Origin of the sequence: Colwellia sp. MB3u-41 (assembly GCF_014076845.1) — a bacterium.
Taxonomy (GTDB): Bacteria; Pseudomonadota; Gammaproteobacteria; order Enterobacterales; family Alteromonadaceae; genus Colwellia_A.
Genome location: NZ_JACGUT010000084.1, coordinates 658,019 through 674,864, shown reverse-complemented (window position 1 = coordinate 674,864; position 16,846 = coordinate 658,019). Strand labels below are relative to the sequence as shown.

At 38.0% G+C, this 16,846-nt stretch carries 16 protein-coding genes; 2 read left to right on the top strand and 14 right to left on the bottom strand.

Going from position 1 to position 16,846, the window contains the following annotated elements:
* Nucleotides 1–158: 158 nt before the first annotated feature.
* Genes rlmM through H4J73_RS19695 form a run of 4 tightly spaced genes read right to left on the bottom strand, consistent with a single transcriptional unit; the run spans nucleotide 159 to nucleotide 3,298 of the window.
* Nucleotides 159–1,253, bottom strand: a complete 1,095-nt coding sequence (gene rlmM / locus H4J73_RS19710; protein WP_182178486.1) for a 23S rRNA (cytidine(2498)-2'-O)-methyltransferase RlmM — start codon at nucleotides 1,251–1,253, stop codon at nucleotides 159–161.
* A gap of 11 nt (nucleotides 1,254–1,264) precedes the next feature.
* A complete protein-coding gene (locus H4J73_RS19705; protein ID WP_182178484.1) occupies nucleotides 1,265–1,723 on the bottom strand; it encodes a DUF423 domain-containing protein in 459 nt (152 codons plus the stop codon).
* Complete coding sequence (locus H4J73_RS19700; protein WP_220460008.1) at nucleotides 1,720–2,400, bottom strand: alpha/beta family hydrolase; 681 nt, start codon at nucleotides 2,398–2,400, stop codon at nucleotides 1,720–1,722. The genes H4J73_RS19705 and H4J73_RS19700 overlap by 4 nt, the downstream gene beginning before the upstream one ends.
* Nucleotides 2,384–3,298 carry a transcriptional regulator GcvA gene (locus H4J73_RS19695; RefSeq protein ID WP_182178482.1) on the bottom strand — a complete coding sequence of 305 codons (915 nt, stop codon included), beginning with the start codon at nucleotides 3,296–3,298 and terminating at the stop codon, nucleotides 2,384–2,386. Before H4J73_RS19695 ends, H4J73_RS19700 begins: the two co-directional genes overlap by 17 nt.
* 295 nt (nucleotides 3,299–3,593) lie before the next feature.
* On the opposite strand from H4J73_RS19695, the gene H4J73_RS19690 reads away from it, so the two are divergent.
* Nucleotides 3,594–3,863, top strand: coding sequence for a hypothetical protein (locus H4J73_RS19690; protein ID WP_182178480.1), 270 nt, complete (start codon nucleotides 3,594–3,596; stop codon nucleotides 3,861–3,863).
* A 167-nt stretch (nucleotides 3,864–4,030) separates the two neighbouring features.
* Here the strand turns inward: H4J73_RS19690 and sohB are convergent, their stop codons facing one another.
* Both sohB and H4J73_RS19680 read right to left on the bottom strand, forming a co-directional pair.
* The gene (gene sohB, locus H4J73_RS19685) at nucleotides 4,031–5,092 is read right to left on the bottom strand and encodes a protease SohB (RefSeq protein WP_182178478.1); all 1,062 of its coding nucleotides are present in this window, start codon (nucleotides 5,090–5,092) and stop codon (nucleotides 4,031–4,033) included.
* Nucleotides 5,093–5,279: 187 nt separating this feature from the next.
* Nucleotides 5,280–7,700 (bottom strand): VolA/Pla-1 family phospholipase, encoded by a 2,421-nt coding sequence (locus H4J73_RS19680; RefSeq protein ID WP_182178476.1) that lies wholly within the window; start codon nucleotides 7,698–7,700, stop codon nucleotides 5,280–5,282.
* A gap of 268 nt (nucleotides 7,701–7,968) precedes the next feature.
* Here H4J73_RS19680 and H4J73_RS19675 point away from each other — a divergent pair, with 268 nt between their 5' ends.
* Nucleotides 7,969–8,709, top strand: a complete 741-nt coding sequence (locus tag H4J73_RS19675) for a YciK family oxidoreductase (RefSeq protein ID WP_182178474.1) — start codon at nucleotides 7,969–7,971, stop codon at nucleotides 8,707–8,709.
* 74 nt (nucleotides 8,710–8,783) lie between these two features.
* On the opposite strand, the gene fadD is transcribed toward H4J73_RS19675, so the two are convergent.
* From fadD to H4J73_RS19635, 8 genes are all read right to left on the bottom strand, one after another.
* A complete protein-coding gene (gene fadD / locus H4J73_RS19670) occupies nucleotides 8,784–10,448 on the bottom strand; it encodes a long-chain-fatty-acid--CoA ligase FadD (protein WP_182178472.1) in 1,665 nt (554 codons plus the stop codon).
* 229 nt (nucleotides 10,449–10,677) lie between these two features.
* Nucleotides 10,678–11,544 carry an alpha/beta fold hydrolase gene (locus H4J73_RS19665; RefSeq protein ID WP_182178470.1) on the bottom strand — a complete coding sequence of 289 codons (867 nt, stop codon included), beginning with the start codon at nucleotides 11,542–11,544 and terminating at the stop codon, nucleotides 10,678–10,680.
* Nucleotides 11,545–11,559: 15 nt separating this feature from the next.
* Nucleotides 11,560–12,141: a Slp family lipoprotein gene (locus tag H4J73_RS19660; RefSeq protein WP_182178468.1), complete on the bottom strand. Its 582-nt coding sequence runs from the start codon at nucleotides 12,139–12,141 to the stop codon at nucleotides 11,560–11,562.
* A 2-nt stretch (nucleotides 12,142–12,143) separates the two neighbouring features.
* Complete coding sequence (locus tag H4J73_RS19655; protein WP_182178466.1) at nucleotides 12,144–12,806, bottom strand: M50 family metallopeptidase; 663 nt, start codon at nucleotides 12,804–12,806, stop codon at nucleotides 12,144–12,146.
* A gap of 64 nt (nucleotides 12,807–12,870) precedes the next feature.
* A complete protein-coding gene (locus tag H4J73_RS19650) occupies nucleotides 12,871–13,350 on the bottom strand; it encodes a hypothetical protein (RefSeq protein WP_182178464.1) in 480 nt (159 codons plus the stop codon).
* A 66-nt stretch (nucleotides 13,351–13,416) separates the two neighbouring features.
* Nucleotides 13,417–14,118, bottom strand: coding sequence for a tRNA (adenosine(37)-N6)-threonylcarbamoyltransferase complex dimerization subunit type 1 TsaB (gene tsaB / locus H4J73_RS19645; protein ID WP_182178462.1), 702 nt, complete (start codon nucleotides 14,116–14,118; stop codon nucleotides 13,417–13,419).
* 45 nt (nucleotides 14,119–14,163) lie between these two features.
* Entirely contained in the window at nucleotides 14,164–16,092 is a 1,929-nt protein-coding gene (locus H4J73_RS19640) for an ATP-dependent DNA helicase (RefSeq protein ID WP_182178460.1), read from the bottom strand.
* Between the two features lie 97 nt (nucleotides 16,093–16,189).
* Entirely contained in the window at nucleotides 16,190–16,546 is a 357-nt protein-coding gene (locus H4J73_RS19635; RefSeq protein ID WP_182178458.1) for a hypothetical protein, read from the bottom strand.
* Nucleotides 16,547–16,846 lie beyond the last annotated feature (300 nt).

The window sequence follows — 16,846 nt, the reverse complement described above, 5'->3', positions numbered from 1 at the left end:
CTTCAATACCGATTAATAGTTAGCGCTCAATCGCTTTCTAAAAAACAATAAAAAACCGACATCATGTCGGTTTTTTATTGTTAAGCAAAATGAGCCTCGCTATATTTGTTAAGAGATCTGTTTAAAACACAGATAAAATGATCACTTAGTTTCTGTCATTAATCTTTCTCTGCTTTTAGTGGAGGAGGAGATAATAATCTTGCATGTACTGTTATTTCTTCACGGTCATAATAAAGGTGCTTAGCATAAAGTTCATACTTTACTTGATGTTCACTAAAAGCATCTTTAATTATTTGTAAGTCATTAGTGACTTCCTGATAACGGCCTTTCATCGGCAGCTTTAAATTAAATATAGCTTCTTTACAGTAACCATTTAATAGCCACTCAGCCATTAGCTTAGCAACACGCTGTGGTTTTTCAATCATGTCACAAACTAACCAATGAACATTTCTTTTCATCGGTATGTATTTAAAGCCATCCATCATACGGTGTTTAACTTGCCCTGTATCCATTAATGACTCGGCCATAGCGCCATTATCAATAGCAGTAACCATCATGCCACGGCGCACTAATTGATAGGTCCAGCCGCCAGGAGCAGCGCCTAAATCAACGGCATTAAGCCCTGATGTCAAACGTTCATCCCATTCGTCACGCGGAACAAAGTGTAAAAAAGCTTCATCTAATTTTAGTGTTGAACGACTTGGCGAAGCGCTAGGAAACTTCAATCTTGGAATACCCATCGTATAAACAGAGCTATTATCTGCAAGTGAAAAACCAAAGATGGCTTCTTTACCACTTAAAAACAAGCCATGTAAAATCGCGCCATCGTGATTCCCTTTTTCCGTAAGAATTTTATGTTTACGTAATGCTTGGCGTAATGGCACAGACAACTTACGACAGAACTTTGAAAGTTCTTTGCCTTCGTTTGTATCAAGCATTTCCATACGTAAATCGGCATATTGCCATTCATTACCTAATACTTCAGTAATAGCTTCAACACGATTATAATCGGGTAGATCAATTTTATCAGTTACCGTAACAAACCAATCGCGAGCAAATATCAAGCGTCGCAATGGGATGTTTTTCATTAAAACCTCACCGTCTTCGGGATTATTTAAATGAAAATATACTAAACCTTCGTTTTTAGTCAGCTGTAAATAGCCAAATATTTCATTCCACGAGGCTTTTTCTTGAATTTCTGCACCACACTCTTTTTCAAAGCCTGGGCGACAATATAATATAATAGAGGTCATAACTATGTTACCTACAAACGATCTTGATCTGTGCTTGAATTGTGCACAGTTCTATTAATTCCCGCCCAGCTGATACACAACCAACCCAGCGCAAATGATATACCACCAAAAGGAACAACTTTTCCGATCGTGGTAAAATCAAAAAATGTTTTTATATACAAAACACCACTAAAAAGTAAAATCCCAACAATAAAAAAACTCGCCGATAAATATAAAAGATTAATAACTTTAGCAGCATAATGCTTACGTGTTAGCAGTTGCAAAAAAATTGCTACAGAAAACAGTGCTAAAGTATGAAAAAATTGATATTGCAATGCGTGAGCAAGGCGTGATTGTACTTCATTTGGCATGTTCACCCCAGCATGGGCAAACCAAGCGCCGAATAATACAGAAAAACAGCCACTGATACCAACAAATATCATGATGACCGTTAAGTAATTCGCATAAAAGTTATTATTGCTATTTTTCATGCGAGCAATACCTGATTGGCTTCAAGAGACTCATCAATAAAGTTCACCATTTCGTTAACCGCTTTTTCTATATGCTGAATATGAGTAAAGCCTGATTTTATCCGTGGCTTTAAATTATGATCGCCATCTTCAAAGAATACACAACGGCAATGCGCTGAATATTCATATCCCAATATTTCTTCTTTATTACCTAAAGCATCACGTGATCCCTGCAAAATTAAAATAGATTTTTGTGTTTCTTGCAAAGGCGCTAACCTTAATTTTTCAGGCTGTTTCTGAGGATGAAACGGATAACCTAAACACATCACTCCCAAAGCCTTTAACGCTTTATCGCTTGCCAATGTAGCGGCAACTCTGCCTCCCATTGATTTACCCGCAAGAAAAATAGGCAAATGAGTCTCTAATTCGTTAATAACCTTTTCAAAACACTGTAATAACTTTGGCATTCTATCGGGAGGCCTACGGTTACCTTCCGCCAAACGAGCATCCATATAAGCAAAATTAAATCGTAATACATTTATATTTTTCTTATTTAAAGCACGACTGACTTGCTCCATAAATTCATGACTTTTATCAGCGCCCGCACCATGAGCAAAAATAACAAAAGCTTTGGCGGTTGATACCGTATTATTAATCGTTGAAATAGGATGCTCTACTGTACTAGTCATATCGGTCATTTAATTCTTCTAAGTCTTGAGCGACGGTATCAAGGACCCATTCGCGAAAAGCGGCGATTTTGCCAATATCTACTTGCCGCCCTCGACAGACAACATAATAAGCACTTTTACTTTCTAGTACCTCATCAAAGGGACAGATAAGCCTTCCAGCAGCAATATCTGGTTTGGCAAGGAAACTATGGGCTAACGCAACACCTTGTCCATGTAATGCCGCTTGTACAACCATAGCGGAATGGCTAAAAATAGGCCCATGATTAACGTTAGTGGCTTTAACACCGACTTGTTTAAACCATCGCTTCCAATCTCGACGAGAAGTATCATGCAATAAAGTATGGTTAACGAGATCTTCAACTTTACTGAGTGGTTTTTTACCTTGTAAAAGTAGAGGTGAACACACAGGAACAAGATATTCTTTTTGTAATTGCTCTGCGTGTATATCTACCCAATGGCCACGTCCATAATAGATAGCGACATCAACATCTTCAGTAAGCGAATTCTCCGGTTGATCAACCGCTTTAATACGAACATCAATGTCTGGGTGTAAAGCATAAAAAGCGTTCAACCTTGGTACAAGCCACTGAATAGCAAAGCTAGGTTGGGTACTAACCGTTATTGCCCCTTTTTCACCACGTGCTAACAAACGTTCGGTCGCATCATTTATGGCATTAAAAACATCTTTAATATCGAGATAATATGCTTGACCTTCTTCAGATAACAACAAAGCACGATTTTTACGCATAAATAACTTTATGCCTAAAAATTCTTCTAGCGATTTTATTTGATGGCTAATAGCGGCTTGAGTGACGAATAATTCTTCAGCCGCACGGGTAAAACTCAATTGTCTTGCTGATGCTTCAAATGCCCTAAGAGCGTTTAGTGGAGGGAGTCTATTAGACAAAATTCACCTTTTTCTATGATTTTTTTATAATGGCACTCAAAACGAATGCATAAATAACCAACAATAATAAATAACTATCTTTCATTAGTTTTTCTAATGAGAAACATTATAAATTGTCATTTTAAAAGTTGCCAGTGTTAACGTAGAATTCGCTTCATAGATGAAGGACTTCATCTTTATCCCAAAAATATTGGGCTAACTATTGAATGTGATTCCCAACCCATATTCAAGAATTAAGTAAGAAAAGGTCCCAAAACATCTATATGGATATAACGTTTAATTTAAAGGTGACCCTATGAAAGTTTTTAATAAAATCGCAGCATTAACATTAGTAACAACCATGATGTTAGCACAAGTTCAGGCTATCGAATTAGTAGAAGTAGAAACCGTAGCAAGTTTTTCAATTATTGAAGCGGCTCAAAAAAGCCTCGCTGATTCAATGAAATTTGAAACTAGCAAAATAACGTTAGCTAAAGCTGTTATTAACGCTCAGATAGAACAGATTAACGACTTAGAGCAAGCAGATAAGCAAAGCTTTACAAAGTCACTATCGGTTGCTGAATAGCGTTTAGTATGGTTTGATTTTTACCTTACCTCTTAAGCTTTATCTGTAGTTTCTCTAGAACTTCTCGTAAAGTAATGTGTTTTAAATACATCGATTTATAATAGTGTAAAACGAAAAAAAAGGATGCCATAAGCATCCTTTTTTAGATCTTAATCACTACATGCGAATTAACTTGGGAATATACGATTATTTTGCCAAAGTTTACTAAAAATCGTATCAACAGACATTGAAGCCGCTTTTGAAAACTTTTCAGCTAAGGTTTTTTTAATCACGTATTTCAAAGCAATTATTTGATGTGATTTACTGCGCGACTGTAAAAAATCATCACTTGTTTGTATCTCATCAACCAAACCAAGCGCTTTCGCCGTGCTACCAAACCAATGCTCACCTGTTGCTACCTTATCAATATCTAAACTTGGGCGGTGTTCACGAACAAAGTCTTTGAATAATACATGAGTCTCTTCTAATTCTTCAGAGAACTTTTCACGACCTTTATCGGTGTTTTCACCAAACATGGTAACAGTGCGTTTAAATTCACCTGCAGTAAACTGCTCGTAATCAATATCGTTTTTCTTGAGTAACTTATGAAAATTAGGCACCTGCGCAATAACACCTATTGAACCAAGGATAGCAAATGGTGCAGAAATTATTTTGTTAGCAACACAGGCCATCATATAGCCACCACTTGCCGCAACTTTATCAACCGAAGCGGTTAATGGTATCTGGTGCTGGCGAAGTCTATCGAGTTGTGAAGCCGCTAAGCCATAGCCATGCACCATACCTCCGCCACTTTCTAAACGAAGAAACACTTCATCTTCAGGGGTTGCAACGGTGAGTATTGCTGATATTTCTTCGCGTAACCCACTGACTTCTCGTGCGTCAATGCTGCCATCAAAATCAAGCACAAAAATTCGAGGTTCAGCTTTAGGGCTAAAATTCTCATTATCACCTTGAGTTTTAGCTAACTTTTTATCAGCCTTAGCTTTTTCTTTTGCTGCTTTCTTATCTTTCTTCTCTTTTTCTTTAAGCTCATCTTTTGATAATAAATAGTGAATAATATCTTCTTCTACATCACTAAACTCTTCGGATAAGTCGGTAAGCTCTAATTCACCTTTTTTCCCACCCTGCTTCATCGCTGACGATGCAATGAGTGCAACAATGACTACAACAGCAATAACAAAGGTCACTACCTTAGCTAAAAATAATCCATATTCGTATAAAAATTCCAATACTTTCTCCTAATAATAACTTCAGTTCTGTTCAATAACTTATGATATTTGAGGTTAACTTATTAATTTATCTATAGGGTATATGGGGCGTGTTCGGCATAAATAAAGTTAAGAAACTAAAAAGCTATAAAAAAGGTAATAAAAAACCCTCCGAAGAGGGTTTTTAACAGTTAAGCTAAACTTAGCTTTATTTTACAACAGCTGTATCTGTTACTTTAATCTGTTGTCCCATCGTCGCAAAGAATACGGCTACTTGTGATTGCATCTCTTGTGTTGCTCTAGCACTTAACCCGGCGTCAGGTGAAGCGGCAGTAGCACGAGGGTCAAGTATTGAAGTATGATGACCATGAATAAATCTTACCACACCTGAGCCAGCAGTAGTTTCACTAACAGCTTCCAAGCCTAATAAAGCAATAGCAGGTTCAGTGCCTCCCATAGGGGTAAACGGTGCTCTGTTAGTCACTGTTTGGTCTGGAAGGTTATCTGCGCCGTCACCAACAACTTCAATGAAGTGTGTAGGTGTTTGCGTTGCTGCTAATGCTTGTACATAAGCAATAGGATCACCAGAATCAGTAACCGTTTGCGCGGCAAACGTAAACTGCGCGAATCCAGCATTTAATGTTGCTTTTTGCTCAATAGATAAACCATCATAGAAAGCAAAATAGAAACCACTTAGTTCAGCTTGAGTATAATCAGCAGGTAATGTTGCTGCAACTGCTGCAGCAAAATCAGGCGATAATCGTAAAGTTAAATTAGACTTAGTTAAGCCTTCAAATATTGGTGAATCTATACCGAAGTTGGCTAACATTAAACCTGGCATCGCTAAAGAGGTACTAGCAATTTTAAATAATCCGTCAATCTGTGGATTTAGTTCAGTATTTGCTAAACCAACAGCATTCATACCATATATACCTCCTAATGAATGTCCTAGAAGGTGTACTTTAGAACTATCAATTTTAATTGGATTACCATCACTATCAACACCACCTAAGAAATTCATGCCTAAACGCAAACCTAATAAATCAGCGGTACTTTGACGCGTATTATCACGCATACTCAGCATACTACGTAAGTTAATATAGTGTAATGTTGACACTGTAGAGGTATTAATCTCGTCAATACCGTCACCATTAAAATCAAAACCACGGCTACCATGTAATGGCTGATCAATCGCAATAGTTGCGATACCAAATGCCGATAATATACCGGTGATCGGTAACATTTGTTCTTTGGTTGAAGTAATGCCATGCACTAAAATCGCTACTGGCCAACCATTTTCAGGTACTTCTAATGCCGGTAAGCCCATGCTTGCACGTACTGGGTTAGCCCAAACTAAATCAGGGGTAGTCATTTGCACATCAATGGGCAACATCGCACTTGTTGCAGGGATAGGGTTAAACTTAGTTAAATTACGTTCGGTATCAAGAGTGGCTAATACTGGATTTGCGCTTGAGCTTAAATCACGTAAACCAAAATTCATACAAAAACCATCATTAGCATCTAACGCATCAGCAGGTATCGCCGCAGGGTTTGCTGCTGCTAAGCCTGCAAGTGTAGCGCCAGAATCACAACGTGCACGCCACCAGTCATTAACAGGAGCTAATGGGTTTTCGGCAGAAGGTACACCTGAGTAATAAGGAAGTGTAATTGAACCACGCATGTAGTTTGCTGCTGAATATAATGGGATCAAACTTTCTGGAATTGAACCCGCTAATACGTTTGCAACTGAAATATCAGTATCGACTACGCCAATTGCAGGAATTCCTTGTTGAGCATTAGCAACCATTTGAGGTACGCCCGCAGCCATCAAAGACTTAACCGTACTTAATACTCGCGTCGTTGATTGTGTTGTCATTGCAGCGGTATAAACAATAGTATCACTACCAACCCCTGCTGCGACTACAGCAGCTTCATAACTATTAATTGCAGCTTGCAAACCTAATTGCGATGCATTACCTAGTGGTAAAGTATTAATATCTTGACGTGCTAATTCATAGGTAGTTGAACCCGCAATAGCTTTACCATTGTTATCACGAAGGTTGTTCGTCATTACCATAACATAGGTCGTTTCTGCCTTAAGTGGCTGAATTGGGATAAACAAAACATTATCGCCAGACTTTTGCGTAACAAAATCTTGCATGAACACAAGCTCACCAACAACCTTACAGGCAAGGCCACGTGTTACAGCAGTACAGTCACTGTCATTCGCATCACCCCCCATAATTGTTTCAAAAACTCTTACCGACGCAGGTTCTGAAGCACTAGCGGCATCTAAAGAGGTACCCGCAGGGAATTCAATCGCTAAAGGAAAAGGCTGAGAAATGGACCAACCGTCTAGTGCACTAATGGCGACTAAAGGGTCTGAACCATCAGTTGGATCTACAACAGGAATTTCTAACGTACCGTCAACGGTGCCTTGAAAAATCAAGTCATTTGGAATAGAAAGTCCGGCAGCGCCAGCACTTGGGTCAAATTTGACACGCGCGGTTGCTGTTACGGCACTGCCGTTATCAACCACTTCTTTTTGAACATCTTTAATTGATTCATCATCACATGCCGTTAATCCTAGAATACTGGCAATAGCAACACTAAGTACGAGCTTTTTCATTTTATCTCCCCACAGACGAGCTTTATATTATTTAGCTTTTTATGCTTTATTTTTTATTTATTTTTAATTTTATGATATTTCGATCACAAAATTAACTTGTTCGACCAGTTAAACTTAACGCAAGAATTGCCTAAGTGCTAGCGGTTTTTTGTTTTATTATAACTTATAGCGCTATTTTAGCTAAAAATTTCAAATATTACTCGTCAGTCAGTAGGGCAAAGTAGTAGAATTACTCCTCATATTTTCATAAATAATTTGTGTTCAAACTATGTTTAATTACCCAATAACGGCAAAATCTTTAGCCAATAAAATAATTTTAGTCACCGGCGCAGGAGATGGTATTGGTCGTCAAGCTGCATTAACGTATGCAGAATTAGGCGCTACTGTTATTTTATTAGGGAAAACCACAGCTAAATTAGAATCAGTTTACGACGAGATAATTGCTCAAGGTTCAGCTGAACCGGCCATTATTCCACTCGATTTAAAAGGTGCGTCGAAACAAAACTATATTGATATGACCTCAACAATTGTGGATCAGTTTGGACAACTTGATGGGGCATTACTTAATGCTTCAATACTTGGTGAACTTACCCCTTACACTCAGGTGCACGAACAAATTTGGCAAGACGTTATGCAAGTCAATGTAACGGCTCAACATTTGATGGCACAAGCGTTAATTCCTGCATTATTACTCAGTGACAATGCCTCATTAGTGTTTACCACTTCTGGTGTCGGTAACAAAGGTAAAGCTTATTGGGGCGCTTATAGTGTGTCTAAGTTTGCCACTGAAGGACTCATGCAAGTCATTGCTGATGAATACGAAACGAGCACCTTACGGGTTAATGTCATTAATCCTGGTGCAACGCGCACACCAATGCGTGGTATTGCTTACCCAGGAGAAAGTGAGCATGACTCAGCAAAACCAAAAGATATTATGCCCGCTTATGTTTATTTAATGACGACTGATAGTTTGTCGGTTAACGGACAACGTGTTAACGCACAAAAGTAAAATTAAAAAAGGCTGCAAGTGTTAAACAGTTGCAGCCTTTTTTATGCATACATTTTTATCAGTGTATTCACGCGTTATCTTAGTTCTCGTCTTAAAATTTTACCGACATTTGTTTTTGGCAATTCATCTCGAAACTCAACATGCTTAGGAACTTTATAACTGGTTAAGTTTTCTCTGCAATGTTTAATAAGATCTTTATCTGTAAGCGTTTTGTCTTTAAGAACAACAAATATTTTTACTGCTTCACCCGTTGCTTCATGTTCAATACCGATAGCAGCAACTTCTAATACACCTTCATGCATCATCACCACTTCTTCAATTTCATTAGGATAAACGTTAAAGCCTGAAACAATAATCATATCCTTTTTACGGTCAACGATTTTAAAGAAACCTTGATCATCCATAACCGCTACATCACCTGTCGCTAACCAACCTTCTTTGAGGATTTCAGCTGTTTCTTGTTCACGTTGATAATAGCCTTTCATAACTTGCGGGCCTTTAACCCACATTTCACCTGGTTCACCTATTTCTGCGTCACTTCCGTCATCTTTGATGATACGTATATCTGTTGATGAAGCAGGCAGACCAATGTTACCACTGTAACTTTTTTGGTTATAAGGACATAATGTCACTAAAGGCGCACATTCTGTTAAACCATACCCTTCTAATAAACGCGTACCCGTAACACGCTCCCATTCTTCACCTACAGAGCGTTGCACTGCCATGCCGCCGCCTAGTGACATTTTTAACGCACTAAAATCAAGTTCATTAAACCCTGATGTGTTCAATAAACCATTAAATAAAGTATTAACTCCTGTTATTGCCGTGAAGCGATACTTAGCAAGTTCTTTTACAAAACCTGGCATATCTCGAGGATTAGTGATCAACAAGTTGGTACCACCTAACGTCAAAAAAGTTAGACAGTTGGCCGTTAATGCAAAGATATGATAAAGCGGTAAAGCGGTTACAACGAGTTCTTTACCATCTTCCATTAATGGTTTTATTGCAGCTTTCGCTTGTAATAAATTGGCAATCATATTTCGATGGGTCAGCATAGCCCCTTTTGAAACACCGGTTGTACCACCCGTATATTGCAAGAATGCGAGATCTTCACCGCAAAGAACAACAGGCTTATACGTTTTTAGCAGGCCTTGTGAAATAACTTTGTTAAATCGAATAGGATTAGCTAGCTTAAAAGCGGGGACCATTTTTTTAACGTATTTAACAACACAATTAACCACTGCGCCTTTTACCATACCTAGTCTATCGCCTAATGACGTAAGAATGACATGTTCAACAGAGGTATTATCAATGACTTTTTCTAAGGTACTCGCGAAGTTCTCAATGATCAGCATCGCTTTAGTACCAGAATCTTTCAATTGATGCTCAAGTTCACGAGCAGTGTATAACGGGTTTACGTTAACAACCGTTAAACCAGCAAGCAAAGCACCAAATAATGCGATTGGGTATTGCAAACAGTTTGGCACCATAATAGCGAACTTATCGCCCTTAACTAGTCCTAAGTCATGTTGCAGATAAGCAGCAAAAGCTTTTGATTGAATTTCTAAATCTCGGTAATTTATCTCTGCACCCATATTAATAAAGGCAGTACGTTCAGCATAAAGATCAACGTATTTATTGAACATATCAGATAATGAGGAGTATTTATCTGCATCAATCTCAAATGGGACACCAGGTGGATAACTTTTTTCAAGCCAAATTTTTTGCGTTTTTTGCACTTTACGACTCCTCTATTAATAGCTTAACTTTAGACGATTATTGGTTTTATTCGATTAATATTTTTAGTTTTATTGTTTAATCGAACTCGTCATTTTATTTTATATTAATTATTTGAATTATTAAAACGGATGTTTGAATTTTCTTTTTACGTGATTACTGGTCTGATGTCTATAATTTTTGTTAGGGTTTACAGCTTTCTCTTTAATAAATAGCCAATATTAGAAAAAATCAGCTAATAAACTCTAAAATTTGTCTACTGGTGGCCTCAGGGGTTTCCATATGGAAATGATGTCCTCCTATTAATTTATGACTGGAAAAGTGACCAAACAAAGGCGCAAATTCTTTTAAACCACTTTGTACAAAAGACAAACCTTTATCACCATAAATTAATTGTACAGGTATGGAAATATCTTGAATAAATTGTTTCGCTTGTCCTAAAGTAAGACGATACGCAGAACTGGTTCTTAAACGACTATCAGAGCGCCAAAAAAAACCGTTCTTTTCTTTAATGATCCCTCGTTCAACAAGTAATTTTGCCTGTTCAAAACTTAAATCAGACACTTGAACCCTAGCATTAACCGCAGATTCAAGACTTGGATGAATTTTCTTCTTTTTAGATGAGGATGTTATGTCTGCATTACTCTTTAAGCGACTGAGCATCCCTTTACGCAAATGCTCAGTGCTTTCTTGTGCGTCACTACTTATAAAGCCAATAGAATCAAGTAAGGTTAATGATTTAACTTTTTCCGGAAAAGCCGCTGAAAATGCAGAAGAGATCATACCGCCCATTGAATGAGCAACAATATCAATTTTTTGCCATTGATTTGTCTCCCACAGCAGTAACAAATCATAAACATAATCTATAAAGTGATAATGAGCATCCGCACTTCTGTGAGACGACAAGCCATGTCCCGGCCAATCTAATGCGATAACACGCTTACCTTTTAAGTAAGGCATTAATGGTAAAAAGCTAGCTGCGTTATCTAACCAGCCGTGCAGGCACAGCAACAACTCATCATTTTTATCGCCAAAAGCCAAACCAGTCAGGGTCAGTTCACCTAAATTAAAACTAATTTCTTCAATTTTATTTATCATAAAAAAGCTAACTATTTATTTTTTAACAGGCGCTGAAGCTTTACGCACAATTACGCTTCTGGGATAGTACGATGGGCGCTGATAATGCCAGAACGAAGGGGAGTACCAAAAAGGATTATGCGTCATACTTACATCAACTTTCTGAATGTCTTTCCATAAATGTATATACGACGATTTCAGCACAGGATACTTATATTCGTGTTCGCCAATTTTTCCTTCCTCTGAGACTGCAACACTGCCTAAAGCCGTTATACTTCGACCTTCTTTATAAATTATAGGATCAAGTAACCCATTAAAGTAAACACGAAAACGTCCCTGTGTTTCATCACTTTGCTTAGGTCTACCCGATGATTTCAGTGGAAAGTAAACAACTTCCAGCATACTGTTGTTCACATTATTAGTCACTTTAGCAATGACACCGCCCCAGCGAGCGAGCTTGCCCTGTTCACTATTTGTATTATCACGAACCACAGAAAAATTTGTCAGTACTGTCTCTTCAGATACCTGTAAAGCTTCTGGAACTGATGTACAGCCACTCATAAATAAGGCACTTACCCACAAAGGTAACATTAATAGTAGGTTACGTTTTTTCATCATATTTACCTTTTTTTAGACGTTCTTGCTAACCAAACAATACCACCAACACCAATGCTAAACCATACAATAACCCATAAAAATTCAGGTATGCCAGTGAGTTGTGATAATGCGGCACCGTCACCAATATTTCGTCCATCAATCAAGTACCAAGGGCTTTTTACACTATTGAGTAAAATAAGTGCTCCTGTTATTTGTAAACTTATCTGCAAGTAACTTAATTTACTGTATTTAAACTTCAACACAACTAACGCTAATAAAGCGGTGATAATAAGCAACGTTAATAAATCTCTCGCCCAAAAAACAAGAGTCGTTAGTAATAATAAAGCAATAATACCACTCAATATTTGGGCTATTCGTTGGTGCATAGTGGCAATATAATAAATGCCCATCCCCCATAATGCCGCGCCAGCATACCCCATAAAGCTAATCAAAAAACTCATACCACCACGAGTCGTACACAGCCCTGCTCCGTTCGAAAACAATTGAATTTGTACAATAGAACCGCCAGTAAATAAAGCCGCCAAGCCATGACTGATTTCATGAAAATAGCTTTCAAGCCACTTAAAAGGAATCGAAATAATCGGAATTTGACTCAAAATCAAGGCTGCACACAATATCAGCCAAAAGCGATATTTTGTCGAGAAAGGTAACGATTGAGTATTCATATTGTATTTTTCATTATATTTAAGGATAAATTATAAAATGACAAAAAGTGATTCAGCGCGGTTGTTACGCGAGTAAATCAACACCAAATACCTGCTTAATACTCTCACGTTGAGCAATGTTGTCTATTGAAGAGTATGCCGCAATTGCCGTTTGGTTTTGTTTTGATGGGGAGTCATAGCTCGCTTGGCTACCATTCTTATCAGCACTTTGCGGGTTACTTTGGCCTGAAAAAGCATTATTACTTTGTAAAGATGTTCGAGATGAACTTTGGTTGAGCTGTGCTTGTTGATTTTCGAATTGGGCTTGTTCAACCAGAGCAAGTGCTTGCTCATCAATATCAAAACGCTCAACTTGGGCTGCTTGTTTGCTTTGCTCTTGCGTTTGTTGCGCACTTTGCTTATTACTTTTTTCTACTTGCTGCGTGCTTTGCTGCGTTTCTTGTACACGAAAACGGTCACGTTGCTCAGCAACCTGATTTGGGTTATCAACCGACAAAGATCCGCTTGATTGGGGCGTGTACGAACTTGCACTATTTATTTGCATACTTTAAATTTACCAAAGTTTTGTGAAATCACAAAACTTTTTGTGTTTTTCTTAAAATAAAATCAATTATCTGCCTGGCAGTTTTTTCCATGAAACGGTATCACGTACATAAACAGGCTGCGCATTTTCAGCACTTACCGCCATTCCTTTTGAAAAGTAGTACAGACCAATATCTAACAATTCTTCCGCATGAGGAAAAATTATTTCTGGCGTTCCAGCATTAATTTTTAAGGTTTCAAGTTCTGTTTTATAAGCGTCCCATCCTGTACCGACACCATAAACCTGTTGATTTTCAGTTAAAAAGCCACTCAAATACTCCGCTAATTTGGCAGGAGGTAACACCGTATCATCAAGGGCAGCTTCCATAATACCTTGTGCATTTAACTGATAATAACCTGCATAAACTTCTGACATACGGGCATCAATAGTCGCGATGACCTCAACTTGTTGATGCAATCTATAAGCCTTTTGCGCCATCGCTTGTAACGTTGACACGCCAACAACTTTTAGGTCTGCCGCAAAAGCTAAACCTTGTGCAACGCCAACGCCAATTCGTACCCCTGTAAAACTTCCGGGTCCTTGTCCAAAAATAAGCCCATCTAATTGCGCTAATTTTATATCTGCTTTTTTAAGTAAGCGGTCAATCATCGGCAGTAAGAGTAAGCTGTGTGATTGTGGGGCTAACTCAAACTCACTGATCGTTTGGTTATTAAAGGTTAATGCGACTGAACATGCTTCAGTTGAAGCGTCTATTGCCAAAAAATTCAAATTATTCTCTCTAAAATGTGTCGTTATTGCTTTTTAAATTATCTGTTATTTCGATAACGTGGTCAAAAATCGGCTTGCTTGCTCAATATCTCGACTGCGTTTCATCGTTGGTAAGCTTTTTAAAAAGACTTCACCATAAGGTCGATTCACTAGCCTATCGTCGCATATTACCATGACGCCTTGGTCGGTAACATCTCGAATTAAACGACCAACGCCCTGTTTTAATGCTATAACAGCTTGCGGTAATTGAATTTCAGCAAAAGGATCGCCACCACGACGTCGAACATCCTCACAACGCGCCTGCAACATGGGGTCATCAGGCGAAGCGAACGGTAATTTATCAATGATCACACAAGTTAATTTGTCGCCTCGCACATCAACGCCTTCCCAGAAACTTGCCGTTGCCAATAAAATCGCTTGCGGATTATCGATAAAAGCAGCTAATAAAAGTCCTTTACTCATTCGCCCCTGCACTAATAAGGGGGATTCAATCTTTTCGGCTAAAATATCAGCCACTTGATTTAACATTCTATAGCTCGTGAACAATAAGAAACAAGCGCCCTGACTCGCCAAAATTAAAGGTATTGCTAATTCAGCTAATGCTAATGCTCGACCATGGTGCTGAGCATCAGGTAAGTAACGTGGCACCACGAGTTGTGACTGCGCTTGATAATCAAACGGACTATCAACAAGTAACGTTGCCGCTTTAGTTTTGGCTAAATTCAACCCTAATTGCTGAGAAAAATGATCAAAGCCACCATTTACTGCTAAAGTGGCTGAAGTAAACACCCAACCCGCCTCTGATTTAGCAATATAGTCACTAAATTTGTCAGCAACACTTAAGGGAGTTAAGTGTAAGACCACATGCCGACGAGTCGTTTCATACCAAAAACTCATACCATCTATGTCAACATTCGCCATAATGTCGTATTTAGCAAGTATATCTACCGCACGCTCATAACAATTATCAATGGCTTCATTACGTGAGATACATAATTTAATCACTTGATACAGAAAATCGAGATCAGTTTTTAATGCAGCAAATGCCTGTTCAAATCTTGGTTGACGATATTTTTCTCGCCAATTGCCTCGTTCTGGATCATGGTAAAATAACAACCTAAACTCTTGTGCAGCCTTTTGACATTTCTCCGCCGCTTTTCCGAGTTGCTTCACATCAGTCAATGTTGTTTTATATATTTGAATAACATCAGAGCATAAATCAAGCACTTGCTTAGTAGAAAAAGCTTCACCAAAGTATTCACTCGCAATATCAGGAATTTGATGAGCTTCATCAAAAATGACCACATCAGCCTTGGGAATAAGTTCACCAAAACCGGTATCTTTTAGCGCCATATCAGCAAAAAACAAATGGTGATTAACCACCAACACATCAGCGTCAATGGCTTTTTTACGTGCTTGAACTAAATAACAGTCGTCAAAATTAGGGCAATCTTTTGCCAAACAATTATCGGTGGTACTGGTAACAAAAGGAAATATGCCGGAGTCTTCGGCTACATCAACTATTTCGCCAATATCTCCGCTACGGGTTGATGTTGCCCATGAACGAATTTTGACAAAATCTGTCAGCATTGCTGCATCCAATTGCCCTCGCTCTTTTACATAAAGTTCAAGGCGATAAATACACAGGTAATTTGCTCGCCCTTTTAGTAAGGCAATTTGCACATTAGTCGCCATGGCATTACGAATAAGCGGAATATCTTTATGAAACAATTGCTCTTGTAAGTTTTTCGTCCCCGTTGAAACAATCACTTTTTTTTCTGAAAGCAATGAAGGTATCAAATAAGCAAAGGTTTTGCCGGTCCCCGTACCTGCTTCAACAATTAAGCAACTTTTATGTTCTATGGCGCGTTCAACATCTATCGCCATATCAATTTGAGCCTGCCTCGGAGAATAGCCGGAAAGCACTTTAGCGAGAATACCTGAGGATGAAAATGCTTGTTCAACGAGTGTCATGAAAAATACTACTAATAAATATTGTTGCCAGTATAAAGAATAAAAAGCCAGAGAGAAATACACATTCCATTAATGTAGTCTGTGTTTGATAAAAACTTTAAACAAAAAGATCTAAATGATGGATGTCTTCATCAAGTTCATCATGTTTTTTTACGGGGTGAATCAGCTCTTCTTTGTGGGTGATCACTCCTGATATGTCATCTACACGATTGTCGGCAATATCGTCTTCAACCTCTAATATACTCTCTGGGTGCTGATTCTGATTTTTGTGCTCTTGTTTTTTTTCTGAATTCTCTTTAGAAAAGTCAACATAGTTTTCATGACTTTCAATATGATCAGGGTCATCCGTTAACTTATTAATTGAAGGCTCTTTAGCTAAAGCTTTTACACGTAAGCGTTCTGGTTTAATTTGCACCTGTACAACACGTGTTAATACGGTGGTAAAAATATCCATTAATTGTTTAACCTTTTATTAACCTGTTAATTTAAGTATCGACCATTTTTTAGAATTCTTTATAACCTTATGCGATTATTTTATAAGAACAACTTATTTATTACTTGCCCATTATAAAAATAATCAGTACTGTAAGTACCAATTAGAGAATAATCTTAACGAAATGAATCTTTCGTTAAATTATTTACCATATTAACAGTACAAGTTAAGTAACTTGTTAGTAAATAAAAACAGATAACGAGTACAATATGAACATTAACCTAAGCACATTACATCGCCATCATCACCATATCGATTAGC

What these genes read in the sequence shown, in the direction of transcription:
- H4J73_RS19680 (WP_182178476.1), bottom strand. Translation starts at nt 7,700, where the DNA reads ATGAAAAAGCTCGTACTTAGTGTTGCTATTGCCAGTATTCTAGGATTA.
- H4J73_RS19705 (WP_182178484.1), bottom strand. Translation starts at nt 1,723, where the DNA reads ATGAAAAATAGCAATAATAACTTTTATGCGAATTACTTAACGGTCATC.
- H4J73_RS19640 (WP_182178460.1), bottom strand. Translation starts at nt 16,092, where the DNA reads ATGACACTCGTTGAACAAGCATTTTCATCCTCAGGTATTCTCGCTAAA.
- H4J73_RS19650 (WP_182178464.1), bottom strand. Translation starts at nt 13,350, where the DNA reads ATGCAAATAAATAGTGCAAGTTCGTACACGCCCCAATCAAGCGGATCT.
- H4J73_RS19655 (WP_182178466.1), bottom strand. Translation starts at nt 12,806, where the DNA reads ATGAATACTCAATCGTTACCTTTCTCGACAAAATATCGCTTTTGGCTG.
- H4J73_RS19675 (WP_182178474.1), top strand. Translation starts at nt 7,969, where the DNA reads ATGTTTAATTACCCAATAACGGCAAAATCTTTAGCCAATAAAATAATT.
- H4J73_RS19690 (WP_182178480.1), top strand. Translation starts at nt 3,594, where the DNA reads ATGAAAGTTTTTAATAAAATCGCAGCATTAACATTAGTAACAACCATG.
- rlmM (WP_182178486.1), bottom strand. Translation starts at nt 1,253, where the DNA reads ATGACCTCTATTATATTATATTGTCGCCCAGGCTTTGAAAAAGAGTGT.
- H4J73_RS19700 (WP_220460008.1), bottom strand. Translation starts at nt 2,400, where the DNA reads ATGACCGATATGACTAGTACAGTAGAGCATCCTATTTCAACGATTAAT.
- H4J73_RS19665 (WP_182178470.1), bottom strand. Translation starts at nt 11,544, where the DNA reads ATGATAAATAAAATTGAAGAAATTAGTTTTAATTTAGGTGAACTGACC.
- H4J73_RS19635 (WP_182178458.1), bottom strand. Translation starts at nt 16,546, where the DNA reads ATGGATATTTTTACCACCGTATTAACACGTGTTGTACAGGTGCAAATT.
- H4J73_RS19660 (WP_182178468.1), bottom strand. Translation starts at nt 12,141, where the DNA reads ATGATGAAAAAACGTAACCTACTATTAATGTTACCTTTGTGGGTAAGT.